This is a genomic window from Kordiimonas sp. (assembly GCF_048264555.1).
Lineage (GTDB): Bacteria > Pseudomonadota > Alphaproteobacteria > Sphingomonadales > Kordiimonadaceae > Kordiimonas.
Genome location: NZ_JBLXCX010000001.1, coordinates 78,105 through 102,717, shown reverse-complemented (window position 1 = coordinate 102,717; position 24,613 = coordinate 78,105). Strand labels below are relative to the sequence as shown.

The following is a 24,613-nucleotide window of genomic DNA, read 5'->3' as shown; positions in this document are numbered from 1 at the left end:
AACTAGTATCCGTTTTGGCAATTCAAAAATGAATAACCTTCAGGTGAGAATTATATCTAAAGTTTATATATGCGTTGGGGCTCTACGGCCGGCCTCGGCTGAGGGCTGAAACTATTCTGCTGCGCGCGGTAGTTTGTCGGCGCGGTTAAGGCCCATATGCCTTGTGTAGGTCTCGATCAGTTGGCTAACGAACCAGCCCAGCTTTTTCTCAACCTCCGGGAAGGATTGCAGCGGCTGGAGCGTGCTTTCATGCATGTACAGGCCGCGGCTCAGCTCGATCTGGAGCGCGTGATACCCGCTATTTGGTTTGCCGTAGTGTTGCGTGGAAAAACCGCCCGAATAGGGCACATTGCGGCGCACGCTGAAGCCTGCGCGAATGAGAAGTTCTTCCGCGAGCGAGGTAAGCTCACGGTCGCAGGATGCGCCCCAGTTGTCGCCCAGCACAATATCGGGCCCCGCGCTGCGGCCGCGCCGCCTGCCCGCAGGTGTTTCAGATGGCATGGAATGGCAGTCGATCAGCACCGCGCGGCCAAATTGTGCTTTCCGCGCGTCAAGAAGGCTCGCCAGCTTGTCATGATACGGGCGGTAAACATTGCTGATGCGAAAGAGGGCCTCGCGCGCAGGCAGGGTGCCCTCATAGATCGGCATGCCTTCTGCTATCAGCTTGGGGATAATACCCAGCCCGGCCCTTACCCGGTGGGTGATATCAAGATCGCCCTCCTCAAGTGGCGGGTTGAACATATCCGGGTCCAGCTCGTTTTCCGCCCGGTTGAGGTCGAGGTAGGCGCGGGCATGTGTTGCCACAAGAAGATTGGCGCCATGCTCTGGTGCTGCCGCAAAAAGCCGGTCTACATAAGCATCTTCTGAAAGCCGCAGGCTGTGGGTTTCAAGGTTTGCGGCCCTGATCATGCTGCCGGGATAGTGCCTGCCGCTATGAGGTGCCGCAAAGACAAAAGCATTGGGCGTGACGGCGGATTTCAACACAAAAGGCGGCGGTGTTTCACCACTGTTGCTTTTATCTGGTCCGTCCTCAGTCATTGCCATTCTTTTGTCCAACTAATGAAGCAATAGCCCAACGCTAGCGCGAAATGAGTGCCAAGTCACTGACAAGTTGTGGCAAACTGTGACAGGTTTTGGTGAGGCGCGTGATCTCGCACAGTGTTGACAAATAACACCGGTGCGAAGAGATAGAAGTGATTGTAACGGGCCACCACAAACCGTTCAGGGGGAATTGACAGTGAGCATGATCCGTAAAGGTTGGCTTCTACCGCGCCTTATGGTGGCGCTGTTGATTTTTTCAGCCGGTGCCCCGCATGTGGCAGCAGATGAGGCGGGCGATGATGGCGCTGAGCCGCGCCCGAAGATCGGACTGGTGCTTGCAGGTGGTGGCGCGCGTGGCGGTGCCCATATTGGTGTCCTGAAGGCGCTTGAAGAACATCAGGTGCCCGTTGATTATATCACCGGCACAAGCTTTGGCGCGATTGTGGGGTCTTTCTACGCGGCGGGCTATACGGCGGACGAGCTTGAGGTCGCGCTCGCCTTGATGGACTGGGAAAACCTCCTGAGCGATAACGCGCCGCGTTCCGGTCGCAGCTTTCAGCGCAAGCTGGATGATGAAGAAACCGCACTCGATTTTGAGTTCAGCGTGGGTGAAAAAGGCCTCGCCCTGCCGCAAGGGCTGGTGCGGGGTAACCAGCTGCGGTTGATGCTGCGCCGCTATCTCTCCCGCGTGGCGCATGTGCAGAACTTTGACGAGCTTCCCATCCCTTTCCGCGCGGTGGCGACAGACCTTGAAACCGGTGGTGAGGTTGTGATGGGCTCAGGCGATATTGCAAGCGCGGTATTGGCGAGCATGGCGGTGCCGGGGCTTTTCCCACCCGTGGACCGTGAAGGCCATATGCTGGTGGACGGTGGGCTCGTGAACAATATGCCGGTAACGGTCGCGAAGGAAATGGGCGCGGACATTATCATCCTTGTTGATATTGGTACCCCGATGGCGGAGCGGGAGGAGATCACCTCCTTCCCCAAGGTGTTTGGGCAACTGCTGTCCATCCTCACGCTCAAAAACCGGCAGGCGCAGCTTGACGAGTTGACGGACCGTGACATCCTCCTCAAACCCGACCTTGAGACGATCCGGCTGACGGATTTTCATCTCGCCACATCGGCGGTACCGGAAGGCTATGCCGCCGCGAATGAAGCAGGCGATGCCCTGAAGGCGCTCTCGCTTTCTGACGCAGACTGGCAGGATCACAGGGCAAACCGGCGCGTGGATTTTGAGCCGCCCACAATCGATTTTATCACGGTCGATAACTCCAGCAGCCTGCCGGACAAATATGTGCGGTCCCTCATCCGGCACGATAAGGGCGAGCCGCTCAATGAAGCGCAGCTGTCGGACGACCTGACCCGCATCTACGGCACCGGGTATTTTGACCGGGTTGAATACCGTATCCTTGAGCGCGGCGCAGAAACCGGCATCCATATCGAGGCAAAAGAACGCGCCGTTGGCAAAAAGTTCGTGCGTTTCGGGCTTTCGCTCAGTGACGATTTCTCCGGCAACAACCATTATAATATTGCAGCAAGCTATACGGTGCTGGGCCTCAATTCACTGGGGGCTGAATGGCGGGTGCGGGCGCAGGTGGGTGATATCCTTGCCGCTAATACGGAGTTTTACCAGCCGCTCAATGCCACGCAGGATTATTTTGCCATCACCTCCTTCACCGCCGCCAGTGTGGTGCGGGGCATCACCAATGACCGTGGTGTCACGGTGGCGGACGCGCGGGTGACAAATGGTGACCTGAAGCTCGGTGTCGGGCGTAATATCTCCAACATCGGCCGTATCACGGTGGGGCTTGAGCGTGGCGTTGCGCGTGCCAAAATCCATACGCCGGATTTTGAGTTCCCGGCCTTCTCAATCCATTCCGCCAGCATTTATGCCAAGCTTGAGACAGATACGTTCGACAACGCTGACTTCCCGCACAAAGGCAGTGGGCTGACCATTGTGTATTCAGACGGCCGCACCTTCCTTGGCGGCGAGTCTACCGTCAACAAGCTGGAGGCAGGCTATACCCACACCATGACGTGGGGCCGCAATACGCTTACCGGTTTTGTCAGCTCAGGCATGGCCTATGGCGGTGACGAGACAGAGACGGATGATTTCTCCCTCGGTGGGTTCCTCAATCTCTCTGGCCTCAGGCAAGACCAGATCAGCGGTAAATATTACGGCCTCGCCGGGCTTGCTTACTATCGCAGGCTCAACCAGGGTGGCATAGCCTCGCTTTTTGGGGTGCCGATCTATGCGGGCCTGTCGCTTGAGGCAGGCAATACCTGGAACCGCTCATCCGATATCGAGTTCAGCAAACTGCGCTATGGCGGCAGTGTGTTCCTCGGTGCTGATACGCCCATCGGGCCGCTTTATCTGGGCTCTGGCTACACCACAGGGCAGGCGGACGCGCAGGTCTCGGCCTTTATGTATCTCGGGCGGCCGTTCTAGGGGCGAAGCCAGCCTTAAAACTGTAAAAATGAACTTGCGCGGCTTTTATGTGCGGTGTAAACACGCACCCGTCCTGCACACACGTGTACGGCCCGCTTAAAATGGTACGGTCGGTTAGCTCAGTTGGTAGAGCGCATCGTTGACATCGATGAGGTCGTTGGTTCGAACCCAATACCGACCACCATTTATTTCCGGAAATTTTGGCTTCAGCCTCTATCCCTCAACCGCATGCCTGAGGGCTGCGCGGGCGAGCAGGCGTGTGGAATCAAGGGTTGGCAGGCTTGCGTTCTCGTCACTGATGATAAGCGGGATTTCTGTGCAGCCGAGCACCACGGCATCACACCCTTCTTCAACGCGCAGGCGGTCGATCAACTTCTGGAAATACGCCACGCTTTCAGGGCGGAAGGTGCCGTATACAAGCTCGTCCATAATGATGCGGCCGATCTCTGTGCGCTCCGCCTCATGGGGGCGCACAAACTCAAGCCCCTGCGCGCCAAGCTTGGAGGGATATACCTCACTTTCCGTCAACCATTTGGTGCCGGTCAGCCCGATGCGCTTGAAGCCTCTCGCCTTGGCCTCATGGGCCACTACCTCGGCGATATGCAACCACGGCAGCGGTGAGCGGGTTTTCACATAATCAAACGCCTGATGGATGGTATTGTCCGGGCAGATCAGGAAATCCGCGCCCGCGCTTTTAAGTTTATGTGCGCTTGTCAGCATCAAATCACCAACCCTATCCCAGTCGTTCCGGTAAATACAGGCCGTATAGTCGGCGAGGGAGGGTGTGTGCATGGAAACTTCAGGGTGCGCATGCGGGCCCATAATATCAGCCCCCTCGGTGCAGATGGTTTTATAACAAAGCGCTGCGCCTTCGGCTGAACAGCCGACAATACCGATATGTTTGGGCATGAAATTTCCAATATCTCTGACTGACGAGACCTAGAGATAAGCGTGCCTCGCCCGGGCTTCAATAGGGCGCGCGGTGCGGCCTTGATGAAAAATTTATATGCGGGTTATTTCAGCCAAATCGAATGTTTACGCGGATAAGCGTCTTATCACTCTCAGTACTTCTTTTGAGATCGGGTTCACCTCTCGTTCAGGCAAACAAGCGTTTCATGGTGGGGCCCGGTGGGGATGGCTGGTTGGGAACCGGCCATAATGTGAGGGATAAGACAATGTTATGGAGCGGACTTGGATCAGTGGCCCTGATGGTTTTTCTGATGGGCATGGTTGTGGTGACGGGGGCGGATTTGATGTCTGTGCCTGCGTATCTGGTGCTTTCGGCACCCTTGGTTACCTACCTCGGTTTTGAGCTGAAGCTCTATTCTGAAGGGCTTTATATGCGCTACAGCGCGGAAGGCCCCGCTGGCACATCGCCCATGCGCAGCTTTCTTGAGCATCAGGTAGAGCGCGGGCATAAACCGACGGTTCTTTTTGTGCCGGTGATGGCATGGGGGCCGATTTTGGCGGCTATCGGCATCAGCATGGGCGCGTGATTGCGCGCCCCATCATCCGCCGAAAATGGCACTGACGGCCAGCACAAGGCCAATGCTCGTGGCAATCGCTGCGGGCAGGGCAAAATACCCCATGCCGCGCCACATATCACCCAGCATGCTTGGGTTGGTGACCTCCAAAGGCCGGTCGGCAGGTTTAAGCCGCATGGCAAAAATCATGATACCGGTAACAGCAAGGCCGGTGAGTATCACCCCCGCCACAAACCATAACAGCCGCACGGCAAACCCCACCTTTGGCATATGGTTCGCGAAGGAGCCGAAATGCAGCGGGTCCGCCCCTTCTGCGATGCGCTGATGAAGGCTCAGGTCCATGCCCTTCTGTACTTGCATGGTTTGCCCGGTTTCGGGGTTGACCAGCACCGCGTTGCCGCGCTCCCGCATCAAAACGGCTTCGGCCTGCCCCATCACCACAATACCGCCGCGCTTGTTGTTGGGCATATAGATAGAGGTGACCTGAAGTTCGGGGTAGGCCGCTTTGGCGGCAATCACCGCCGTGTCCAGCGCCTGGCCCTGAAGGCTTGCAACAGGCAGTGCCATTTTGGGCCGCATGGCGGCGGGCGCGTTACCACCACCCCACTCAATCAGATACCAAAGGCCTGAGATACCGATAACGGCGATAAACCACAAAGACCACAGCCCCGCAAAGCGGTGCAGGTCGCCCGTGAAACGCCGCCCATCGCCCGCGCGTTTGCCTTTGCCCGGCTGCCGAAGTTTGGGCAGGCGAAAGAAACCGCGCCACCAGCGTTTATACACCACAAACGCCGTGATGAGGGAGGCCAGAAGCGGCAGCGACAGGATGGAGACAATCGGGATGCCCACTTTTGAGGGCAGCATCAGGTGGCGGTGCAGTTCCCGAAACAAGCGCTGGGCGTTAAACCAGCCGGTGATGCCCTGTGCCTCACCTGTGGCGGGGTTGAGGTGAACGCGGAAGCGCTCGCCACTCGCGTTGACCGCGATGGCTTCTGCCGCAAAGAAAAAATCATAAGGGGCTGAGATGCGCTCAACCCGCGCGCCCGGCGATGAAGCCTCTAGCGCTTTTTGGGCGCCATCCAGCATCATGCCCCATGTGGCTGGCTCACCAATCGGGGCTGCGGCCCGCATCTCCGGGTGGATCAACCAGTCAATCTCATGGGAGAGCGTGGCAAGCGTCCCCGTCGCCAGAATGAAGGTGAGAAAAAGGCTCACCTTCAACCCGGCCCAGTGATGCACGGTCCACCATAGCGACCGTTTTTTCTTTGGCTTTACACCTGCCACTGCTTCCATTTTTGGCCCTAAAGCTTCCAGCGCAGTTCAACAAAGGCCGTGCGTGGCTCGCCGGGGAAGTGCCCGTCGCGGGTAATGAACCCGGAAGCCGCATACTCTTTGTTGAAGAGGTTATCCACACGCAGCATCACGGACACCTGCTCGTTGAGCTGATGGATGAGCGACGTATCGAAAATGGTGTAAGGGCGCACGGTCTGGCCGTCAATGCTTAGCCGCTTGCTGACATATTCTGCGCCAAACGCCAGCGTGGTGTTGATGGGCGCAAATTCATAACGTGTCCAGAGCCCCGCCTGATGTTTGGGGGAGTTGGCGAAACGGTCGCCCACAGCGTTTGAGAGCGACTGACCCGCAACCGTTTTGGTGATGCGGGCGTTATTATACCCGTAGTTTGCGGTCACTACCCAATGGTCGGTAATGTCGGCGGCAAGCTCTACTTCAAAGCCTGTGCTTGTTACCTCACCGATGGGGGCCTGGTCATCCACACCGTCTGAGCTGTCCCCGTTCGGGTCAAGCTGCAGCAGGTTCTGGCGTTTGATCTCATACACCGCAGCATTGGCCTGCACGCGGCCACCCAGAAGCGCAACCTTGATGCCGGCTTCCATCTGTTGGCCGGTTACCGGGTTGAAGGGCCCGCCCGCCAGCACGTCCTGGCTGCCGATGCCTTGTGGTTCAAAACTTTCAGACCAGCTTGCATAGACGGAGATATTTTCCTGCGGCTGATAGATAAGGCCCGCGCGCAGTGCCCAGTCGCCATCATTGAAGCCGTCGCCCGTCAGCACATTCTCATCGTCGTACCGGTCATAGCGTGCGCCAGCAACCGCGATCCATTTATCGCTCAGGTGCAACTGGTCCTGAATGTAAAAACCATAGCGGGTTGAGCGGCTTTCGGTGGTGCGCAGGGCGTAGCTGTCCAGATCATAGAACTGCGCGCCGGAAAGGCCGTAAACCGGGTTTTCAAGGGTCAGCACAGGCACATCACCGCGCGGAACAGTGTGTGCCCAGAAGTCGGCGTTTTCACGGTACCAGTCACCGCCCACGAGGATGCGGTTGTTCATGCCACCGATCGGCTGGTCAAGCGTTACGGTGCCGGAAAAGGTGAGCCCATCCGTGTCGCGCTGCTGATCCCGAAGCTCGCGAAGGGAACTGTCGAGCGTGCCGTTATTGTCTGTATCCACAAGGCCGCGTGGCTCGTGATATTGCTGGCGTTCCTGCGCATCAAAATACCGAACCGCGACTTCCGTGGAGATGTTATCAGCAGGTTCAGCCTGCAGGCGGGCCTGATAAACTGTTGCCTTGAGGTTGAGGAAGTCTGTCGCTTCATTGGCGTTCCAGCTGATGTCGGTGAGGAAGTTGCCGTCATCATCCGTCATCACACCGCGAAGCCGTGCGCCTTGCATCTTCTGGTCATAGTGGGTGACCTGTGTGATCAGCTTGGCTTCCTCACCCAGCTCGAAGGTGAGACCGCTATCGAGAATGAGTGACTTTTCGTGTGTGTTGTTGCGGAAGGGTTTCATGTCTTCATAAAAAGCGCCAACGCGACCAAGGATCGTGCCGGAGGTGTTGAGAGCGCCGGAAACCTCGCCAGAAGCGCCATAGCGGTTATAGTTCCCGCCTGTCAGCGTTGCAGAGGCCTGGAAATCTTCCGTCGGCGTTTTCGTTACATAATTGATAAGCCCGCCAGGCTCACCGGGGCCGTAAAGCATGCCAGCCGGGCCTTTCAGCACTTCCACACGTTCAATGTTAAAGAGCTTCGGTACCGAGAAGGCGATGAACGGGTTGCCGTGCAGGCTGTCGTAAAACACCTGATCCTGCCGGAAACCACGGAAGGTCACACCCGAGTAGCTGAACTGTGTGATGCCCGCGATATTGCGGTAAAGGTCGGTCATGTCCCGCGCGCCCTGGTCTTTCATCAGCGCTTCATTGATGATGGAAACCGACTGCGGGATATCAAGCGGGTCACCGCTTGTGCGGCCAACGCTGGTCTCTGACACCCGATAAAGTTTTTGCGCGCGCCCGGTCACCACAATCTCGGTGACTTCTTTATCAGTGTTGCTGGAGGAAGGCTCTGCCATCGCTGCGCCGGGGAGGGCGAAGGCTGCACCAAGGGCAGCAAGGCTGGCGGAGGCCAAGAGAAAACGTGGTGATGAAAATTGCATATCTTTAACTCCCTGAGGTGGGGAGTTAATAATAAGAATAATTCTTAATTGCAATAATGGAATCCAGGAAAATACGCGCGGACGTTATTTTTCTGGGTGTTGGTGTGTCGGGTTGGCGGTGGAAGCGCCGGTATATTCATGAATATATGCATGAATATAAGATCACATAGGCAGTTTATGGCCAAAATTTCATGAATAAATATGAGCCTCACGAAGGAGCGCCAGACAATGCATGAGAAAGGATCATGAAATGAAACGCCGCACTGTTGAGCTTAAGGTTATAGACGCGTTTGTAAAAGACGGCGGTGGCGGCAACCCGGCAGGCGTTGTGTTGGACGCTGGAGCGCTTAGTGCGAGCGACATGCAGGCTATCGCAAGGGAGGCGGACCTGTCGGAAACGGCCTTTGTCAGCAAACACCCGGAAGCTGGGTTCAGGCTCGATTTTTTCACGCCTAACCGGCGCATCGCTCATTGCGGGCACGCAACGATCGCGGCTTTCTCCCATATGGCGCGGCTGGGCACAGTGGGGCAGGGGGAGACGGTGAAACATACGGTTGATGGCCCGCGCAAAATCATCATAGAGGGGCACCGGGCCTATATGGAGCAAACAGCGCCGCGCTATGAAAAATCCCCGCTGTGGCATGGGGTTAGCGAGGAGGATGTGCTCACCTCCCTTGGCATTACACGAGATGACCTGTGTGTGGGTGGTGACCCGATCCTGATCAACACCGGCAATAGCTTCATGGTGGTGGGGGTGCGCGATGCTGCGGTGCTCGCGACCCTGCGGCCAAAGCGTGGCGAAGTTGAGGCGATAAGCGAAACGCTGGATCTCGTTGGATATTATGTATTTACGCCGATTTTGGCCGAAAAAGGTGTGGCGGCCACAGCGCGCATGTTTGGCCCGCGTTACAGCATCGAGGAAGAGGCCGCCACTGGCATGGCCGCCGGGCCGCTTGCCTGCCTGCTGCATGACCGCTTTGGTGTGCGGGACGACCGGATACTGATCGAGCAGGGGCGTTTCATGGCCACCCCTTCCGTCAGTGAAATTGAAGTGCAGTTGAAAACAAAATGCGGTCAGATCACCGGGCTGATGGCCGGGGGTGATGCCCGGCCAAGTGCCCAAAGGCAGATCGTGATTTGAACCCCGCGCTCAGGCAGGCTTAGGATGCTTCTGCAACTTCTGTCGCCTGCATCTTTGCGTCCAGCCCGCGCAGGCGGCGGGTGGTGAGGGCGACAACAAAAACCACCACAAAGGCGCACACGATAGCCGCAGCCTGATAGGCGTCCACATAGGCCGCGCGGGTTGTAAGCTCAAGCGCTGCCGCTTGCGCGTCCGGCAGGGTATTGGCCGCAGCGATGGCACCGCCGAGCGTATCACGCGCGGCCTCTGCAACATCCGCGGGTACACCGGGCACCTGCAGATCAATCAGGCGGCTGCGGTAAATGGCGGTCACCAAACTGCCAAGCACGGCAATGCCCAGCGCGCCGCCAAATTCTGTCGCGGTTTCCGCAATGCCCGAGGCTGCGCCCGCACGCTCCGGCGGTGCTGCTGTCATGATCATATCGGTCGTGAGCGTGAACACAGGCGCGAAACCCATGCACATGAGGGTATAGGCAAACACAAAAAGCGGCAGGTTATGGCCGTCGATCATCACCGCAATCGCCGCGAACCCGATAGCCGCCAGCGTGAGACCACCACTGATGATGCGCGAGGGACTGATGGCGCGTAGAAGTTTAGGTGTGAGCATTGAGCCGATCACAAACACAAGCCCTGTGGGCGCGGACCATAACCCGGCCATAAGGGGCGAAAGGCCAAGCACCAGCTGCAGATATTGCGCGAACAACAGGAAGGAGGCGAAGCAGGTGAAAATACTAAAAAGGTTAACCGCCAAGCCTGCCGTGAACGACCGGTTTTTGAGAAGCGCGAGGTCAATAAAGGGCTCTTTGAGTTTCCTCTGCCGCCGTACGAACAGCGCGCCAACCAGAAGCCCGAGCGCAATGGTGAAAAAGGGCACGGCGCTGAAGTCAAACTCAGCAAACCGTTTGATGCCAAAGATCACCCCCAGCACCATGATGACCGAGAGCAAGCCGCTCAGCACATCGGGCTTTCCGGCGTTCGGGTCTTTAAATTCAGGTAAAAGTTTTGGCGCGATGGCGAGGAGGAGCAGCATCACCGGCACGTTGATGAGGAACACAGAGCCCCAATGGAAAAATTCAAGGAGTATACCGCCCAACACAGGCCCAAGCGCCCCGCCCGCAGAGAAGCTCGCGATCCAGACCCCAATGGCGGTTGTACGTTCAACCGGGTCATGAAACATGTTGCGGATCAGCGATAGCGTTGAGGGTGCGAGCGTTGCGGCCGCGAGCCCAAGAAGCGCGCGCGAGATGATCAGCATCTCAACAGTTGACGAAAAAGCCGCAAGGATAGACGCAAGGCCAAAGGCGGTAGCCCCCGCGAGCAGCAGCTTGCGCCTGCCGATCTTGTCACCCAGCGTGCCCATGGGAATGAGGGCACCTGCGAGGATAAACCCGTAAATATCCACAATCCACAACAGCTCGGCACTTGTGGGCTTGAGGTCCGCGCTCAGGTGCGGCACCGCGAGGTTGAGGACCGTCAGGTCCATGGAATAAAGCATGCAGGGCAGGGCCAGAACGGCAAGGCCGATCCATTCCCGGCGGCTCGCCTTCTGGGGAATTGCTGTCGTCGTCATTATCGTGTCCGTGCTTATGGTGCAGTTTGGGTTACTGCTTTACGCAAGTCATGAGCATCGATCCAGCCCTGATTTCCTCGCTCGCGAGGAAGTTACTGCTTGGGGACCTGATCACCCACAATTGCACGGTAGGGCTCTACATAAGACGCAGTGGCGCTCGCGATAGCGCCATTATCCTGTGCGGTTTTCAGACATGCATTGAAAGCATCCCGGTCATCCTTGCGGCGGAAATGCATCTTGTCGCCATTTTCAGGGAACAGGCCGACAAAGCTCATGCGGGGCCAAAGCTCGCTGCCGTATGTGTCGCCGGTTTTCTCCGCCCGTTCCATATAGTCGATGGCAAAGATCAACCCGTCGGTGATGAAAACATCCACGTTATCGTTCACGAGCGCGAGCGTTGTGCCAAAGCCGGGTGGTGCTTCCCAATAGCTTTTCACGGTTGGCAGCGCAACCGCAAGGGACGGGAACATACGCGTGGCACCGCCAAAGCCGAGCACGCGCAAACCGGCAAGGTCTTCTGGGGTCTTGATGTCGAAATTCTTATCCGCCCTGAAAGCCACGCCGTTTTTCTGGTGAATGAAATCATCGCTCGGGAAGCCTGAAACACCCGCATCATCCCACACGATAGCAACAGCATCGATATCGCTGTTATCCTCAAACATCTGCCAATGCTGACCCCAGCGGTAGGAGATGAATGTGGCCTTGTCCCCGCATTCCTTGAAAATAGCATCAAGGGCGGCTTTGCTGCGCCCGTCTCCCTGTTCGTTGAAATGCCCTGAAAGCACGGGCACCGCAATGCGCACATCCTTGGCTGTCGCCTGCGAGCTGAAGGACGTGAGCGCAGCGCCAACCACGGCACACGTCGCAGCTACTTTGGGGAAAACGCTCGGGAGATAAGGGTGTTTCATCATGGAGTCTCAACTTAAGGTGTGGTTAGGTATGCACCGTAATGGATAAGGGTTAACAGTTTATCGCCATTAGAATGAAATGCAGGCGCGTGGATCGCAACGATATGTTTACCTGTTGCCGTGATACTTTGCCTGCACAAGGGGGGCGAGTGCAGCCAGTTGGCCGCTCCAGCTGTAAAACGGGGATGCTGGAGAGACCTGGGGGACTATAGGTAGTGCGGTACTTTCGCGCCATTATTGACGATATTCCTATCCGCTATTTCGTGCCGCTTGGGTTTTTTCTGGCCGCGTTTGTCACGGTCATGGTGTATTTTTTCATCGCGCGGCCGGAGGCTGACCAACGCGCGTTCGAGCTTTCCAAACAGGAATTTGAGCGCACGCTCGCGGACATGCAGGGCCGCTATAATCTCCTCCTCGGACGCGGGGATACCTTCGGTGTCACGCAGGATATGTTCCTGACAGCAGACGACCCCGCCATTATGGCCATCTTGATTTTGAATGCAGACAACACCGTGCGCTATGCCCACAATGCCAGTTTGCAGGGGCTTACGCTCAGTGAACTGCCGTTCACGGTGCACCCGGCGCAAATAAGGCGCACCACGCTCACTGGCCAAATCCTGACCCACAGCGATACGCGGCAAAACACGCTCACGGGCTATGCGGGGCTTGGCTTTCTTGAAGGTGGTGCCATGACCCAGAACGTGCTGGTGATTGTGCTCTCAAGCGCGCAGCTCGCGAGCGAGATTGACGCGGTTGCGCTGCGTCTGGTGGCGATTATGGGGGCCACGCTGTTTCTGCTGGCGCTTTTTGTGATGCTGCTCACCTGGGTGAAGATCGACAGGCGGCTGAAGCGGCTCCTGAACGCCTCCAAAGCCCTGGCGCTTGACCGGGGTGATCTTGATGTTTGGGTGAAGGGGCAGGACGAGTTTGGGCAAATTGCGAGCCAGCTTGAAACCACATCGAAGTTGCTGATGGATCGGCACGCAGCACTTATTGCAGCTACAAAGGCGGCGGAGGCGGCCAACGACGCCAAGTCTGATTTCCTCTCCAATATGAGCCATGAGATACGCACCCCCATGAACGGTGTAATCGGTGGGCTTAACCTGCTCATGAGTTCCAAGAATGAGGAAGAACGCAATGAGCTTTTACAGGCGTCGCTCAGCTCCGCTCACATGCTTCTCAACATCATCAATGACATTCTTGATTTCTCCAAGCTGGAAGCCGGCAAACTAGAGGTACACAAAGCGCCTTTCCTGCTCGCGCGCACGCTTAAGGATATCCAGATTCTCATGCGGTCGCTTGCCAGCGAAAAGCGCAACACCATCGTGCTTGATGTGCCGGATGACTGCGACACATGGCTTGTGGGCGACGAGGTGCGCCTGAGGCAGGTGATCAATAATCTTGTCAGCAACGCGCTGAAGTTCACAGAAGAAGGCACCGTGACCCTGCATGTGCGGCTTGAACGCGCGGAGGGTGGCGCAACCCTTGAGGTGCGGGTGGAAGACACTGGCGTTGGCATATCAGAAGCTGACCTTGAAAGGCTTTTCAAACGGTTCAGCCAGCTTGACAATGTGCGCGAGAAGAAGGCTGGCGGCACGGGCCTTGGGCTTGCGATCAGCCAGCAACTGATCGAACTGATGGGCGGGCAGATCGGTGTTGAAAGCAAGCTTGGGCAGGGCAGTTGTTTCTGGTTCAAGTTGCCCGTCGAACTGAAAGAGACCGGAGCCAGTCAGGTACCGATGGAGGGTAAAGCTGAACCGCGTGACAGCGGTGCCCTCTCTATCCTGCTGGTGGAAGACATGCCCATCAATCAGATGCTGATCGGCAAGATGCTCAGGATGTTGGGCCACAGCTTTACGTTGGTGCAAGACGGCGTTGAAGCGCTGGAGGCTGTTGAACGCGCTGAAGATGGCAAGTTTGACCTGATCCTGATGGATAACCAGATGCCGCGCATGAACGGCACAGAAGCCACCGGGAAAATTCGTGAACGCAGCGATGCCAAAGCCGTTATCCCCATCATTGCGCTTACGGCAGACGCGATGGTGGAACAACGTGAAGCTTTCTTCAGGGCAGGCGTAAACGGGTTCGTGAGCAAACCGATCGAGATTGACAAACTGCGGTTTGAAATCTCGAGCGTGCTGCAAGGCAATACCTGATCCCGCAAGGGCTTTGCCTATTGGTGCATTTTTGGAAACACCCGTTTCAAATTTATGCTCTTACAAATTCCCGAACCGCGCCGAGATATGAAATTCTAATCTCAACCAAACGGGAAGGAACACCCATGGCACGTACAGTCTATTTTGGTAGCGGTAGCCCCTACTCATGGCGCGTGATGTTGGCGATGGAGCTGAAGGGCCTCGAGTATGAGGCAGTTGAGCTGCATTTCTCCAAAGGGGATACTCAGTCTGCTGAACATCTGGCGCGTAACCCGCGCGGCAAGATACCGGTGCTTATTGACGGTGACATCACCATCTATGAATCGACCGCCATCATGGCATACCTTGAAAAAACCTACCCGGAAGTGCCGATCTTTGGCGCGGACGCGCGTGAGTATGCACTCATTTGGCAGCGTTATGCCGAGCTTGAAAATTACCTCGGCAATACCATCAGCAGCATCCTGGCACCTATCTTCAGGGGTGAGGCCGAAGGCAAGGATGCCGAGATCAAGGCAAACCTTGAGAAGCTCAAGGCTGAGCTTGAGACAGTGCATGGCTGGCTAAGTGGCGCTGGTTATATTGTGGGTGATAGCCTGAGCGCGGCTGACGTGACGCTTTACCCGCAAGTGGCACTTCTGCGCCGGGTTGGCCCGCGCCTTAAGGAAAGTTATGGTGCCGACTTCCTGAACTTTGAAGAGAAGTTCCCGGCCTTCCTGCCGTTTATGGCACGCATTGAAGCGCTCAAGAATTATGACCGCACCTACCCGACCCATTGGCGGGCGGCGGCATAAGGCTCACGCTAGATGATAAGAACCGCCCGTACCAGACGGTTGGCCAGACGGCTGGCCAGACGGCAGGTACGAGCGGCATCTCGCGGTTTGCTAAGGGGTGGATTAATGCACGGAAACGCCCTTCGGCACATCCACAGCGGCCATGAAGCCCCAGCCGCCAAATGCCTCGCTCACCGCGAAGACCACTTCGTTTTTCCCCGCCTTCAAGGGCAGGAACGCCGTTTCAAAAAGCCCGATAGTGCCCAGGTAGCGATAGTCCCGGTTGGCATAGGTGTTGTTGCCGTGCGCGAGCGCAGTGCCGTTCACAAACAGGCTCACCCGGTCGCTATAGCCATATTTGAAGGGCAGAAGCTGGGCTTTGTCTGCCGTGATCTCCACCCGCACGAGCTGGGTGTTGGCTTCCCGCGTGCGCGGGGCAAGGCGCGCCAGGTTCGCGGACCCGGCCTCGTCAATATCCAGCCACTGCCATGTCTGGCCCTCAAGAAGGGCAGGGTCTAACATGGTTTTGCCTTCAACGGCATTTGCAGCCACAACGCGGCTGCCCACACTGAAGCCTTTGATCAGGTTTTCAGGAAGCTCTGGTAGCGGTGCAGCTTCACCGCGCAGGGTCACATCATCCGTGTTGGTGATATCAACATTTGAATAGTAATAGTCGTTCATGAAGCCGCTCAGGGTGATGCTGCCCTCGCTGACACCATGGAACAGGTTGTCCACATGCAGCACCGGGTCTTCACTGTCGATATAGACATCCATCTTCGCGTCCTTGACCACAAGTTTCACGTGGGTCCAGGTGTCAAAATTATACTTCACCTGGGCGCTGTAGCGCGGCCCGTGCAGCAGTTGCCATGCGTTGGTGCCGTTAAAAACAGGCGTGTACTGGTTGGCGTCCGGCATGCCGGAGAGGTGTGAGCGCAGGTAAAACTCTTCCGAGTTATTGCCCTCCCGCCCCCGGAAGTAGATGCCCGCAAAACCACGTGCATCGGGCATGGCCATGTCAAACTCGATCACGCCGTTTTTAAAGGTCTCCCCTTTTATGGTGGCGACACCGCCACTGAGCTTGATGGCGTCGCGGCCCAGATGTTTCTCGAAACTGGCACCGTCTTCACTGAATTCCCATGTGCTGGCGTTCATATCAATCGGGGCTGCATGCGCGGCAGCTGTCATGCTGATGCCTGTAAGAAGAAGGGCGGCGCTTTTAAGGATGGGCGTTATGGTTTTCATGGTGTTCCTCGCATTCGTGACGGTTCATATTTGTGATTTCGGGCGGTGCGTTTGCGCCGCATACTCCTTAGCCTAGGGCCGGTTTTGGCCTTAATGCACTTTAAGAAAACCTTAAATCTGCGGCGTATGGGGGCTTATAGGCGCTTTGCGCTGGTATGCGAGGCGGGAGGCTTGTTAAGCTAAACACGAGGTAAAACAGCAAAGTGGCATATGGCATGACGGTGGCGGAAAAAGCAGACGGTAACGGTTCGGTCCAGATCGGCATTTATGTGTTTGACCCGGCCAGCAAAACCCTGTGCCGGGGCAGCGAAGACCCGGTCCGCCTTGAAGACAAGGTGGCGTTGCTGCTTGAACTGTTGCACGCGCGGGAGGGAGACGTTGTCTCACGCGATGAGATTGTCGCCGCCGTGTGGGATGGCCGCGCGGTCAGCGAGCAAACTGTCCCCGTTGCGATCAGCAAACTCAGAAAAGCCCTCGCTGAACCTGCTGGCGAAAAACCATATATCGAGACCGTGCCCAAGCGGGGATACCGCCTGCGGCCCACACTGGCGGCCGGGCCTGCCGGCCCCGCGCGGGGCCTCATGTGGGTGGTGTCCGTGGCGGCGCTTCTTCTCATTGCCATCGGGCTTTTCTGGTCACGGGATGATCTATCGGTTACCCCGCCGGTGGCGGCGGAAAAACCCGGCATTATCCTCACGCTGAAGGATATCAGGGCACCGTCTGGCTCAGACACGGATGTGAAACGCGCCATCGCCCTCAGTGAACTGGCATCCTATTATCTCTCCCGCGTGCCGGAGGTTCTGGTGATCCGTCACTGGTGGAATTTTGATGCGCCAGACCCAACTGGCGGCATCTTCACGCGCTACGGTGAAGACACGCCGGTTTACCTGATCAAGGGCACCCTGATCGATGAAGGCGGCAAACAGCTTGTGCTCCTGAGTTTGAGCGTGCCGCTCAAGGAAGAGGTGATCTGGTCTGGCGCTTTTGATGCTGGCGGCACGGCGGAGAGTTATTTCACGCTGCTGGCTGGCATGATCGAGAAAGTGGGCGTGCCCAACCAGGCGCTGGCGGAAGCGGGCGCGCGAGAGCTGAATGTGGATCAGGACTTCTGGCATGGCCGGTATATGGCGCAGCTCTCTAATCAGGGTGCCGCAAAAAACGCGCTAGCGGACCTCAAGCATCTTTTGGCGGAAAACCCTGACCATGTGATGGCGAAAAACAGCCTTGCGGCACTTGCTGCCCGCTGGCCGGACCTGGTGGCGGACGCACCCGTGAGTGTAACGAGGGTAGCGGGCGATCATCTCTCAGCGGTAGATGAAGCGTCGCTTTATCTCTTCCGTCAGCGGGACGCGGCACGGGCACGAGAGGCCCTTGAGGAAGCGCTTACGCTTGCACCCGGTGATCATTACGCCCTGTCCCTGCTTGCCGAAGCGCAAGCCAGCGCGGGCGATGTGAAAGCCGCGCTCGCGAGCTATGAAAAAGCCATGCGGCTTGCCCCATTCGCGCGGGCCTATGGCGCGCGGTATGAGGCGATCCAGAACCACGGCGCAAACTAAAGCCGCGTCGCCATCCAGCTATAAAGCGGCATTAACGCTTCAAAGGCATAGAGGCATGTATCCGGCGTGATGCCTGCGGCCGGTGTGCTGTGGGGGATGTGTTTCCACGCGCTCAGGCTTTTGCGCCTGAGAAGGGTGGATATGTCCTCGCTCTCACCTGTATATCCGGACGGTACACGCTTCAGCTCCGGCTGATCAATGCGGTGCCCGGTGCTTGTGAGCCGGTGCAACAGCGCAGTCAGTTCCTTGGCGGCCACCGTGTCTTGGATGCGCTGCCGGAAGGCATCCAGCATTACGGGCGGAAAGGCAACCGCGCCAGCGCCACAGATAAGCTCTTCCGCCTCGATAGACAGGTAAAACGCGGGCGCGGGCACAGCGCGGCCAGCGGCCTCTCCCTCCGGCCAGAAGGCCATGCGGATATGGCAGTTGAACGGGGTTTTATCTTTTGAGAAGCGCACGTCGCGGTATATGCGAAAAACCTTGCAGCATATGGGTGCTTTCAGGCGGGCCTCAAGGCCCACAGCAATCGCTTCCCCAAGCAGGGTTGCTGGCTTTTTGACCTCCTGCTCAAACGTGTGCTTGTTGGCGGTAAACCAGTCGCGTGTGTTGTTCTTCGCGAGCGCCTGCAGGAAAGAAATGCCTTCACCGGGGAAAAGCGCAGGCGTCATACCCATACACCGTCTTTGGTTTTAGGCGGCAGGGAGCGCGCGTTCACAAGTGCCATGGCGACCCATGCTTCAAGGTCTGCGTCGCGCTTTAGGCCCTCGGGCGCAACCTCCACAAGGCCACCCATACGCCGCCCGGTTCGCATGAAGGGAGACGCATGCGGGTTTTCAAGCGCCGTGCTTTCCTGTGTTTTGCCCACGCGGGCCATCATGCCGGTTTTGCTGGCGCAGCACACCATATTGCCATCAAGGTAAAAGCTGTGCCCGCCAAACATGCGTTTTTCCTCAAGCCCTTCGCGCACGGCGATAAGCCTCAGGCGGGCCAAAAGGTCAGTTGCAAAATCATCCATCATTAACTCCTCTTCAGGGAGGTTATGGGCGGGGTGCCCCCGCTGTCGTGACAATTTACTCTGCCTGACCTATGCTGACAAATTCTGTCAGTATAATGCGAAAAAAGCGTTCTGCGTTGCGTTTCGCCACATTTTCGCGCTAGAAATGCGGCCATACCCGCCTATGTGAACACGAGTTCCCCCTTTTTGACGCCAAACAGGAGCGCGCGATGAAATCCTTCATGCCCCCAAAACGCACCCTGATGGGCCCCGGCCCTTCTGACGTTCATACCCGCATACTGGAAGCGATGGCCCGGCCAACCCTTGGTCACCTTGACCCCGCTTTCCAGACCATGATGGAAGAGATCAAGGAAGGCCTTCGTGCGCTGTTCGGCACGTCAAATGCCCTCACATTCCCTGTGTCGGCCCCCGGTTCTGCGGGCATGGAAACCTGCTTCGTGAACCTTGTGGAAGAAGGCGACACGGTCGTTGTGGTCAAAAACGGTGTGTTTGGTGAACGCATGCGCGAAAATGTGGTGCGCGCGGGCGGCACCGCCGTGATGGTGGATGTGGAGTGGGGCAAGGCGCCAGACGTGGATGAGGTAGACCGTGTGCTGGGTGAACACCCCGAAGCGGGTATCCTTGCCTTTGTGCACGCAGAAACCTCAACTGGTGTGCGGGCAGATGCAGAAGCCCTGTGCGCGGTTGCTAAAAAACATGACTGCCTGACCATTATGGACGCCGTGACAAGCGTGGGCGGCGTCCCGGTCGAGATCGACCGCTGGGGCGTGGATGCGGTCTATACAGGCAGCCAGAAATGCCTGTCCTGCACGCCAGGCCTCTCACCCGTTTCTTTCTCGGAAGCAGCGCTTGACCGGGTGCGGGAGCGCACGACACCTGTGGCAAGCTGGTTCCTCGACCTGAGCCTTGTGATGGCCTATTGGGACGGTACCGGTGGGCGTACCTACCACCACACTGCGCCGGTGAACCCACTTTACGGCCTTCATGAAGCGTTGGTGATGATCTTTGAAGAAGGGCTTGAAGCAAGCTATGCCCGCCACGCCAGGATGCACAAGGCGCTTGCCGCCGGGCTCGAAAGCATGGGCATCACCTTCGTGGTGGATGCCGCAAACCGCCTGCCGCAACTGAATGCCGTGCGTGTGCCTGAAGGGGTGGATGAAGCCAGCGTACGCAAGCACCTTTTGGATGCGTACGACCTTGAAATTGGCGCAGGCCTTGGCCCGCTTGCAGGTAAAATCTGGCGTATTGGCCTGATGGGTACGTCTGCGCGGCAGGAGAATGTTGAGCTGTGTATCACTGCCCTCGCTGACGGCCTGAACAGGCACCAGAAAAATGTGGACGGTAAGAAGGCGCTGGCCGCAGCCCGCGCCGTGCTTGCCGCATAGGGCCCGAAAGAAATGGGGGCCGAAAGCCCCCAAGATAAAGAGAAGAGGTGGTAGTCTTAAGCCTCAGAAGATGGGGTGCAGTCTTTCTTCTTTTTCCGGTTCGGCAGCGTAATGCTCACGCTCGCTAGCACGACCAGCAGCAGAAAAACTTCCTTTTCGTGCTCGCTCCCCCGCAGGAGGAGGGCGGTGCCGATCATGGCCGCAGCCCAAAGAATGGCGTGTGCGATACGTGGGTTTTTCAGAATTTTCATGTGATGTTCCTTTCTGTCGTTTTGGTCTGTCGTTACTCGGGTTATTATTCGTTCCTGCTTTACTCGGTTGTGGGCAGTGAGAAGATATCTTCCACAGTCACACCGAAGTGACGCGCCAGTTTGAGCGCAATCACGGTTGAGGGGATAAACCGTCCCACCTCAATGGTGCTGATGGTTTTGCGGCTGACACCGATGGCGTCGGCAAGATCGCCCTGGCTGATGCGGTGCTCGGCCCGAAACACGCGGATGCGGTTATTGAGTTCGCTGCTCATTCACCTTGCTCCCAATCGTCAAGGTCTTCGGTCTCATCGTCCCGCACCAGAAGGTAGAAGCTTATGGAAAAGATCGTGAGCGCAACAAACAGCACGATATCGAGAAAGAAGGATATCGGTGCGTCGAACGCGAACTTTTTCACTGCCACTTCAAGCGCAACCAGAAAGATGAAGGTGCCGCTGAAGGCATGCAGGCCGGACTGTTTTACCATCTCCGAGATATAGCTATCAGCCTCAGCGCGGCGGCATTCAGGCAGCGAACGCGCGCGGACAAACTTGATAAAAGCAGGCAGTACGATCACAACCGCAAGAATGGAGGCGGCAAGTTGCGCGGTATCAAGATACCCGGCCATTTCCTCGCTGCTAACCACCTCAAGCGCAGACCCGGCGTATTTAAGTGCAACAATAAACACACCCAGCACAACACGGCGCAGGAAGCTATCTATCATCTGTGCAGGTGATACGCTTTTCCCGTTGCTCATTTGTTTGTCTCCGTTAGTAGTTTAGGTTCCATAATGTAACCTTGAGGTATCATATAGGTATATTTGGGTATCGTGTCAAGTGGATTTGATTTTGCGGCCATCTGTAGGATCAGGCATGTATTGGACAGGCTTGGATATTCATATTGGACCTGTGCGAACCCATATGGGTGGGGCAAACTAAGACGACCATAAACCGAGCCACACAGCGATATTGATCTGCCAGAAGAGAAAAGAGGGCACGCCGATGAAACCGATCCAGCTTTACACACTTGCCACACCAAACGGCCAGAAGGTGAGCATTGCCCTTGAAGAGATGGGCTTGCCCTATGAAGCACACCGCATTGAGATTGGGCAGGACGATCAGTTCAAGCCGGATTTCATTGCCATTAACCCCAACTCCAAGATCCCGGCCATTGTGGACCCGAACGGCCCGATCGGCGGTGAAGCGGTTGGGGATGATGAGCCTCTAAGCATTATGGAATCAGGTGCGATCCTCCTGCATTTGGCGGAGCGCAGCGGCAAGTTCCTGCCCACAGACCCTCGCAAAAAATCAGAGGTGATCCAGTGGCTGTTTTTCCAGATGGCCGGGGTCGGCCCCATGTTTGGTCAGCTTGGTCATTTCTTTAAATATGGCCGCGACAACTGCGATCACCCATACCCGGTCGAGCGCTACACAAAAGAAGCCAAGCGCCTTCTTGGTGTACTGGAAGCTCGGCTTGAGGGCCGAGACTATCTGGTGGATGAATACTCCATCGCAGATATGGCCACCTTCCCGTGGGTGAACTGCCTTGAAGAATTTTATGACGCAACCGAGCAGGTCGGGCTTGATACCTTCCCGAATGTGCAGGCGTGGCGCGCGCGCTGTAATGCGCGGCCGGCTGCTATCAAGGGCCGCAAGGTTTGCGGCTGGGATGACTAGCCCGGCCATACGTCGCCTCCTTCTTTAAAGCGAACCCCCAAAAACGTAGCCCCCTACGTTCCTCCTCGCTTTAAAGCCCATGGCCATGTGCCCCATTTCCCTATCCTCGCGTGGGCAGATGGCCAACTATGGAGAGCCCGCTTCCAGTCCCTAGGAAGCGGGCTTTTTTTCTTGGCAAGCAGGTACGCGCCACGCATGGTAGCGCGAGACAAAAGGGAGGGATTGTGTGGCAAAATATGTGGGCCTGATGCGCGGCATCAATGTTGGCGGCAACCGCATTGTAAAGATGGCGAAACTGAGGGATGTGTTGACAGGCGCAGGGTTTCATAGTGTGCAAACCTATGTGCAGTCAGGCAATATTGTGCTTGAGAGCGATGGTGACGAGACGACCGTCCGCACTGAAATGGAAGCCCTGTGCGCCAGCGCTTTTGGGTTTGATATCCCCATCATTTTGCGCCCGGAAGATGTGTTTCGTGCTGAAGCTGCAGCGTGCCCCTACGCCGGGCCGGACGGGGAGCCGCTTGACGGCAGGCTCGCAAAATTCCTGCAACTCACCTACCTGAGTGCCCTGCCGGATATGTCCCTGCTTGAGGATGTGCTTACCCGCTATCGTGGGCCGGAGGAGGTGAGCCTTCAGGGCTCTGTACTCTATATCTATTATCCTGAAGGGGCGGGCCGGTCAGAGCTCGCCAACCACCTCACCCCTAAAAAGCTGGGTGCCACGCCCACCTCCCGCAACTGGAACACAGTTCAAAAATTGTTGGGCATGCTGGCGGGTTAAAGGCTTGGCCACGCCAGCCATGTGCCCGCAGTGTGGATGAGGCCGAAGGTAAGGCAGATCAGGCTGCTCCAAAGCCAGAATGGGCTCATGATATCCGGCCGCAGCAAATAGATGGGAATGAAGGCGAGCCCACGCAGAACATAAACGCTTGAGATAGCAAAAAGTGCGGGCGCAAGAAGCGGCAGCTTCAGGATAAGCCCGGCACCTGAAAAAGCATAAAGCCCCCAGGTAAACAACACCGAAGCAATCGCGAGTGTGATGAGCGTTGGATACAGCTCCCCGCGCTCCGCCATCAGTGCCATGCGTTCGCCTGCACCAAAAAAACGGTACCAAGCTGGCCCGCCAAAAATGATGGCGACATGCGTGAGGGAGGCGATGATGCTGAGCGTACCGCCGATGAGCAACATGATATTGGAAGGGTTACTCATCGCGTTTCTCGATTTATAGCTAAGGGTTAAGCCCGCTTGGCGGCTTTGGCTTCGCGCCACAGCTGGGCAACCGCTGCCCACAGGTTTTTCCGTGTGGCGGCAAGGTAAAGTCGGTTGTCCGGCAGCTCGGCTTTCAGCCGCTCATGTGCTTTCTCAAGCTGGTGATACGGCATGCCGGGGAACAGGTGGTGCGTTGCGTGGAACCTGAGGCCCACAGGTGCCCACAGCGGCGTGATATAACGGTTGCCGGGCACGTCTACGCTATCGAGAAATTCTTCCTGCTGTGTCATGCGCTCCCGCCCGCCATTGCGGTAAGCGTGGGCGGCAAGGGTGCGCAGGCCATTCAGTACAAAAATCGCGAAGGTCACAGTGTACCAAACACCAAGGAACGCCAGCGGCAGGATATCAAAATACACTAGCGCAAAGGCGGTATAGGCATAAAGACCGGTGAGCACATCTTCCAGCAGCCAGTCTTTGCCTTGGCTTTTTTTGGGGGCCGGGCGCAGGTAGGCGTAATCGATCACGAGCGAGCTTGCGCGCTCCCACACATAGTCGCGGAACCGTTTACTAATGAGCGTGAGCGGCATCAGCACCGCATAGCGGATCACGAGAAGGATCGGCACAAGAAAAGCCTGCACAACAAAGGCGATGATCTTCCAGGGTTCGTCCACGGCGAAGGGCAAGTACTCGCCGTCTTCCTCCGTGCCGTAAACCTGTGGTTTGTGGTGGTCGATATGAACATCCGCATAGGTATAGGCGGGCACCATCATGGGCATACCGCAGGTGGCATTCCAGAAACGCCGGAAACCCACGAATGTCCCTTTGCGGAAATGCGCCAGCTCATGAATGAAGATCACCGCGCGGTATAGCGCAAGCGTTGCCACAACAAGTGCGGCGATCTGAATGAGGGAGCCAAAAGGCGCAAGCGTTGCAACAGCAACCGCGCCCCAGCCAAGCACGTTGGATGTAGTGAAGTCTGTCCAATACAGCCGCGCGTTTGGCTGCCACAGGTCTTTCACCAGCTTGCGAGCTTCACGGAGCGGAAAGTCAGCCGCTTCCGGGTGCGCGCCAATGTGGGCCGCCGGGGCTTGGCCGGTGCCGTCTGTGGCGGGCATTATTTCTTTTTCCATCACGCCTTGCATGGTCCGTCTTCTTTACTTTCAGTCGCAGGGTCATAGCAGCATTTGGCAGTTTTTGCCATAACTGCTGCCACACGTACAGCGGACATAAGGCCGCAGTTCGTTTGATGCCGCGATTTTATGCGGCAGGGTTGCGGCCAAAATGTGGTCATGATGCGGGTATTTTCAAGGTATG

Annotated in this window: 23 protein-coding genes and 1 tRNA gene; 10 read left to right on the top strand and 14 right to left on the bottom strand. The window is 57.0% G+C overall.

Annotation, left to right across the window (positions count from 1 at the left end):
• Positions 1–111 precede the first annotated feature (111 nt).
• Positions 112–1,044, bottom strand: coding sequence for an N-formylglutamate amidohydrolase (locus ACN0XZ_RS00420; RefSeq protein ID WP_417455723.1), 933 nt, complete (start codon positions 1,042–1,044; stop codon positions 112–114).
• 199 nt (positions 1,045–1,243) lie between these two features.
• On the opposite strand from ACN0XZ_RS00420, the gene ACN0XZ_RS00415 reads away from it, so the two are divergent.
• Together ACN0XZ_RS00415 and ACN0XZ_RS00410 are read left to right on the top strand one after the other, a co-directional pair.
• Positions 1,244–3,490 (top strand): patatin-like phospholipase family protein, encoded by a 2,247-nt coding sequence (locus tag ACN0XZ_RS00415; protein ID WP_417456637.1) that lies wholly within the window; start codon positions 1,244–1,246, stop codon positions 3,488–3,490.
• Positions 3,491–3,598: 108 nt separating this feature from the next.
• Positions 3,599–3,674 (top strand) — tRNA-Val (locus tag ACN0XZ_RS00410).
• A gap of 29 nt (positions 3,675–3,703) precedes the next feature.
• Here the strand turns inward: ACN0XZ_RS00410 and ACN0XZ_RS00405 are convergent.
• On the bottom strand, positions 3,704–4,399 hold the full coding sequence (locus ACN0XZ_RS00405; RefSeq protein ID WP_417455722.1) for an aspartate/glutamate racemase family protein: 696 nt from the start codon (positions 4,397–4,399) through the stop codon (positions 3,704–3,706).
• A 299-nt stretch (positions 4,400–4,698) separates the two neighbouring features.
• Here ACN0XZ_RS00405 and ACN0XZ_RS00400 point away from each other — a divergent pair, with 299 nt between their 5' ends.
• Positions 4,699–4,986, top strand: a complete 288-nt coding sequence (locus ACN0XZ_RS00400) for a hypothetical protein (RefSeq protein WP_417455721.1) — start codon at positions 4,699–4,701, stop codon at positions 4,984–4,986.
• A gap of 12 nt (positions 4,987–4,998) precedes the next feature.
• Here the strand turns inward: ACN0XZ_RS00400 and ACN0XZ_RS00395 are convergent, their stop codons facing one another.
• A complete protein-coding gene (locus tag ACN0XZ_RS00395; RefSeq protein WP_417455720.1) occupies positions 4,999–6,267 on the bottom strand; it encodes a PepSY-associated TM helix domain-containing protein in 1,269 nt (422 codons plus the stop codon).
• Positions 6,268–6,275: 8 nt separating this feature from the next.
• Positions 6,276–8,423 carry a TonB-dependent siderophore receptor gene (locus tag ACN0XZ_RS00390; protein ID WP_417455719.1) on the bottom strand — a complete coding sequence of 716 codons (2,148 nt, stop codon included), beginning with the start codon at positions 8,421–8,423 and terminating at the stop codon, positions 6,276–6,278.
• Positions 8,424–8,673: 250 nt separating this feature from the next.
• Between ACN0XZ_RS00390 and ACN0XZ_RS00385 the strand changes: the two genes are divergently transcribed.
• The gene (locus tag ACN0XZ_RS00385; protein ID WP_417455718.1) at positions 8,674–9,564 is read left to right on the top strand and encodes a PhzF family phenazine biosynthesis protein; all 891 of its coding nucleotides are present in this window, start codon (positions 8,674–8,676) and stop codon (positions 9,562–9,564) included.
• A gap of 19 nt (positions 9,565–9,583) precedes the next feature.
• On the opposite strand, the gene ACN0XZ_RS00380 is transcribed toward ACN0XZ_RS00385, so the two are convergent.
• Positions 9,584–11,134: an MFS transporter gene (locus ACN0XZ_RS00380; RefSeq protein WP_417455717.1), complete on the bottom strand. Its 1,551-nt coding sequence runs from the start codon at positions 11,132–11,134 to the stop codon at positions 9,584–9,586.
• Between the two features lie 92 nt (positions 11,135–11,226).
• A complete protein-coding gene (locus ACN0XZ_RS00375) occupies positions 11,227–12,045 on the bottom strand; it encodes a hypothetical protein (protein WP_417455716.1) in 819 nt (272 codons plus the stop codon).
• Positions 12,046–12,257: 212 nt separating this feature from the next.
• On the opposite strand from ACN0XZ_RS00375, the gene ACN0XZ_RS00370 reads away from it, so the two are divergent.
• Together ACN0XZ_RS00370 and ACN0XZ_RS00365 are read left to right on the top strand one after the other, a co-directional pair.
• Complete coding sequence (locus ACN0XZ_RS00370; RefSeq protein ID WP_417455715.1) at positions 12,258–14,198, top strand: ATP-binding protein; 1,941 nt, start codon at positions 12,258–12,260, stop codon at positions 14,196–14,198.
• Positions 14,199–14,323: 125 nt separating this feature from the next.
• A complete protein-coding gene (locus ACN0XZ_RS00365; RefSeq protein ID WP_417455714.1) occupies positions 14,324–14,989 on the top strand; it encodes a glutathione S-transferase family protein in 666 nt (221 codons plus the stop codon).
• A gap of 102 nt (positions 14,990–15,091) precedes the next feature.
• Here ACN0XZ_RS00365 and ACN0XZ_RS00360 read toward each other — a convergent pair whose 3' ends face one another.
• Positions 15,092–16,210: a hypothetical protein gene (locus tag ACN0XZ_RS00360; RefSeq protein WP_417455713.1), complete on the bottom strand. Its 1,119-nt coding sequence runs from the start codon at positions 16,208–16,210 to the stop codon at positions 15,092–15,094.
• 215 nt (positions 16,211–16,425) lie between these two features.
• Here ACN0XZ_RS00360 and ACN0XZ_RS00355 point away from each other — a divergent pair, with 215 nt between their 5' ends.
• Positions 16,426–17,766, top strand: a complete 1,341-nt coding sequence (locus tag ACN0XZ_RS00355; protein WP_417455712.1) for a winged helix-turn-helix domain-containing protein — start codon at positions 16,426–16,428, stop codon at positions 17,764–17,766.
• Here the strand turns inward: ACN0XZ_RS00355 and ACN0XZ_RS00350 are convergent.
• Entirely contained in the window at positions 17,763–18,440 is a 678-nt protein-coding gene (locus tag ACN0XZ_RS00350; protein ID WP_417455711.1) for a DUF2461 domain-containing protein, read from the bottom strand. The two genes, ACN0XZ_RS00355 and ACN0XZ_RS00350, sit on opposite strands and share 4 nt — an antisense overlap.
• Entirely contained in the window at positions 18,431–18,781 is a 351-nt protein-coding gene (locus ACN0XZ_RS00345; protein WP_417455710.1) for a TfoX/Sxy family protein, read from the bottom strand. The genes ACN0XZ_RS00350 and ACN0XZ_RS00345 overlap by 10 nt, the downstream gene beginning before the upstream one ends.
• Before the next feature lie 209 nt (positions 18,782–18,990).
• On the opposite strand from ACN0XZ_RS00345, the gene ACN0XZ_RS00340 reads away from it, so the two are divergent.
• Positions 18,991–20,166: a pyridoxal-phosphate-dependent aminotransferase family protein gene (locus ACN0XZ_RS00340; protein WP_417455709.1), complete on the top strand. Its 1,176-nt coding sequence runs from the start codon at positions 18,991–18,993 to the stop codon at positions 20,164–20,166.
• Between the two features lie 56 nt (positions 20,167–20,222).
• Here the strand turns inward: ACN0XZ_RS00340 and ACN0XZ_RS00335 are convergent, their stop codons facing one another.
• From ACN0XZ_RS00335 to ACN0XZ_RS00325, 3 genes are read right to left on the bottom strand one after another with little or no spacing between them, the layout of a single operon-like run.
• Positions 20,223–20,417, bottom strand: a complete 195-nt coding sequence (locus ACN0XZ_RS00335; RefSeq protein WP_417455708.1) for a hypothetical protein — start codon at positions 20,415–20,417, stop codon at positions 20,223–20,225.
• A 59-nt stretch (positions 20,418–20,476) separates the two neighbouring features.
• Positions 20,477–20,689, bottom strand: coding sequence for a helix-turn-helix transcriptional regulator (locus ACN0XZ_RS00330; protein WP_417455707.1), 213 nt, complete (start codon positions 20,687–20,689; stop codon positions 20,477–20,479).
• Complete coding sequence (locus ACN0XZ_RS00325; protein WP_417455706.1) at positions 20,686–21,171, bottom strand: hypothetical protein; 486 nt, start codon at positions 21,169–21,171, stop codon at positions 20,686–20,688. The genes ACN0XZ_RS00330 and ACN0XZ_RS00325 overlap by 4 nt, the downstream gene beginning before the upstream one ends.
• Positions 21,172–21,415: 244 nt before the next feature.
• Here ACN0XZ_RS00325 and ACN0XZ_RS00320 point away from each other — a divergent pair, with 244 nt between their 5' ends.
• Together ACN0XZ_RS00320 and ACN0XZ_RS00315 are read left to right on the top strand one after the other, a co-directional pair.
• Complete coding sequence (locus ACN0XZ_RS00320) at positions 21,416–22,090, top strand: glutathione binding-like protein (protein WP_417455705.1); 675 nt, start codon at positions 21,416–21,418, stop codon at positions 22,088–22,090.
• Between the two features lie 226 nt (positions 22,091–22,316).
• On the top strand, positions 22,317–22,871 hold the full coding sequence (locus ACN0XZ_RS00315; RefSeq protein WP_417455704.1) for a DUF1697 domain-containing protein: 555 nt from the start codon (positions 22,317–22,319) through the stop codon (positions 22,869–22,871).
• Here ACN0XZ_RS00315 and ACN0XZ_RS00310 read toward each other — a convergent pair.
• Together ACN0XZ_RS00310 and ACN0XZ_RS00305 are read right to left on the bottom strand one after the other, a co-directional pair.
• Positions 22,868–23,299: a hypothetical protein gene (locus ACN0XZ_RS00310; RefSeq protein WP_417455703.1), complete on the bottom strand. Its 432-nt coding sequence runs from the start codon at positions 23,297–23,299 to the stop codon at positions 22,868–22,870. The two genes, ACN0XZ_RS00315 and ACN0XZ_RS00310, sit on opposite strands and share 4 nt — an antisense overlap.
• A gap of 26 nt (positions 23,300–23,325) precedes the next feature.
• The gene (locus tag ACN0XZ_RS00305; protein WP_417455702.1) at positions 23,326–24,441 is read right to left on the bottom strand and encodes a fatty acid desaturase family protein; all 1,116 of its coding nucleotides are present in this window, start codon (positions 24,439–24,441) and stop codon (positions 23,326–23,328) included.
• Between the last annotated feature and the right edge of the window lie 172 nt (positions 24,442–24,613).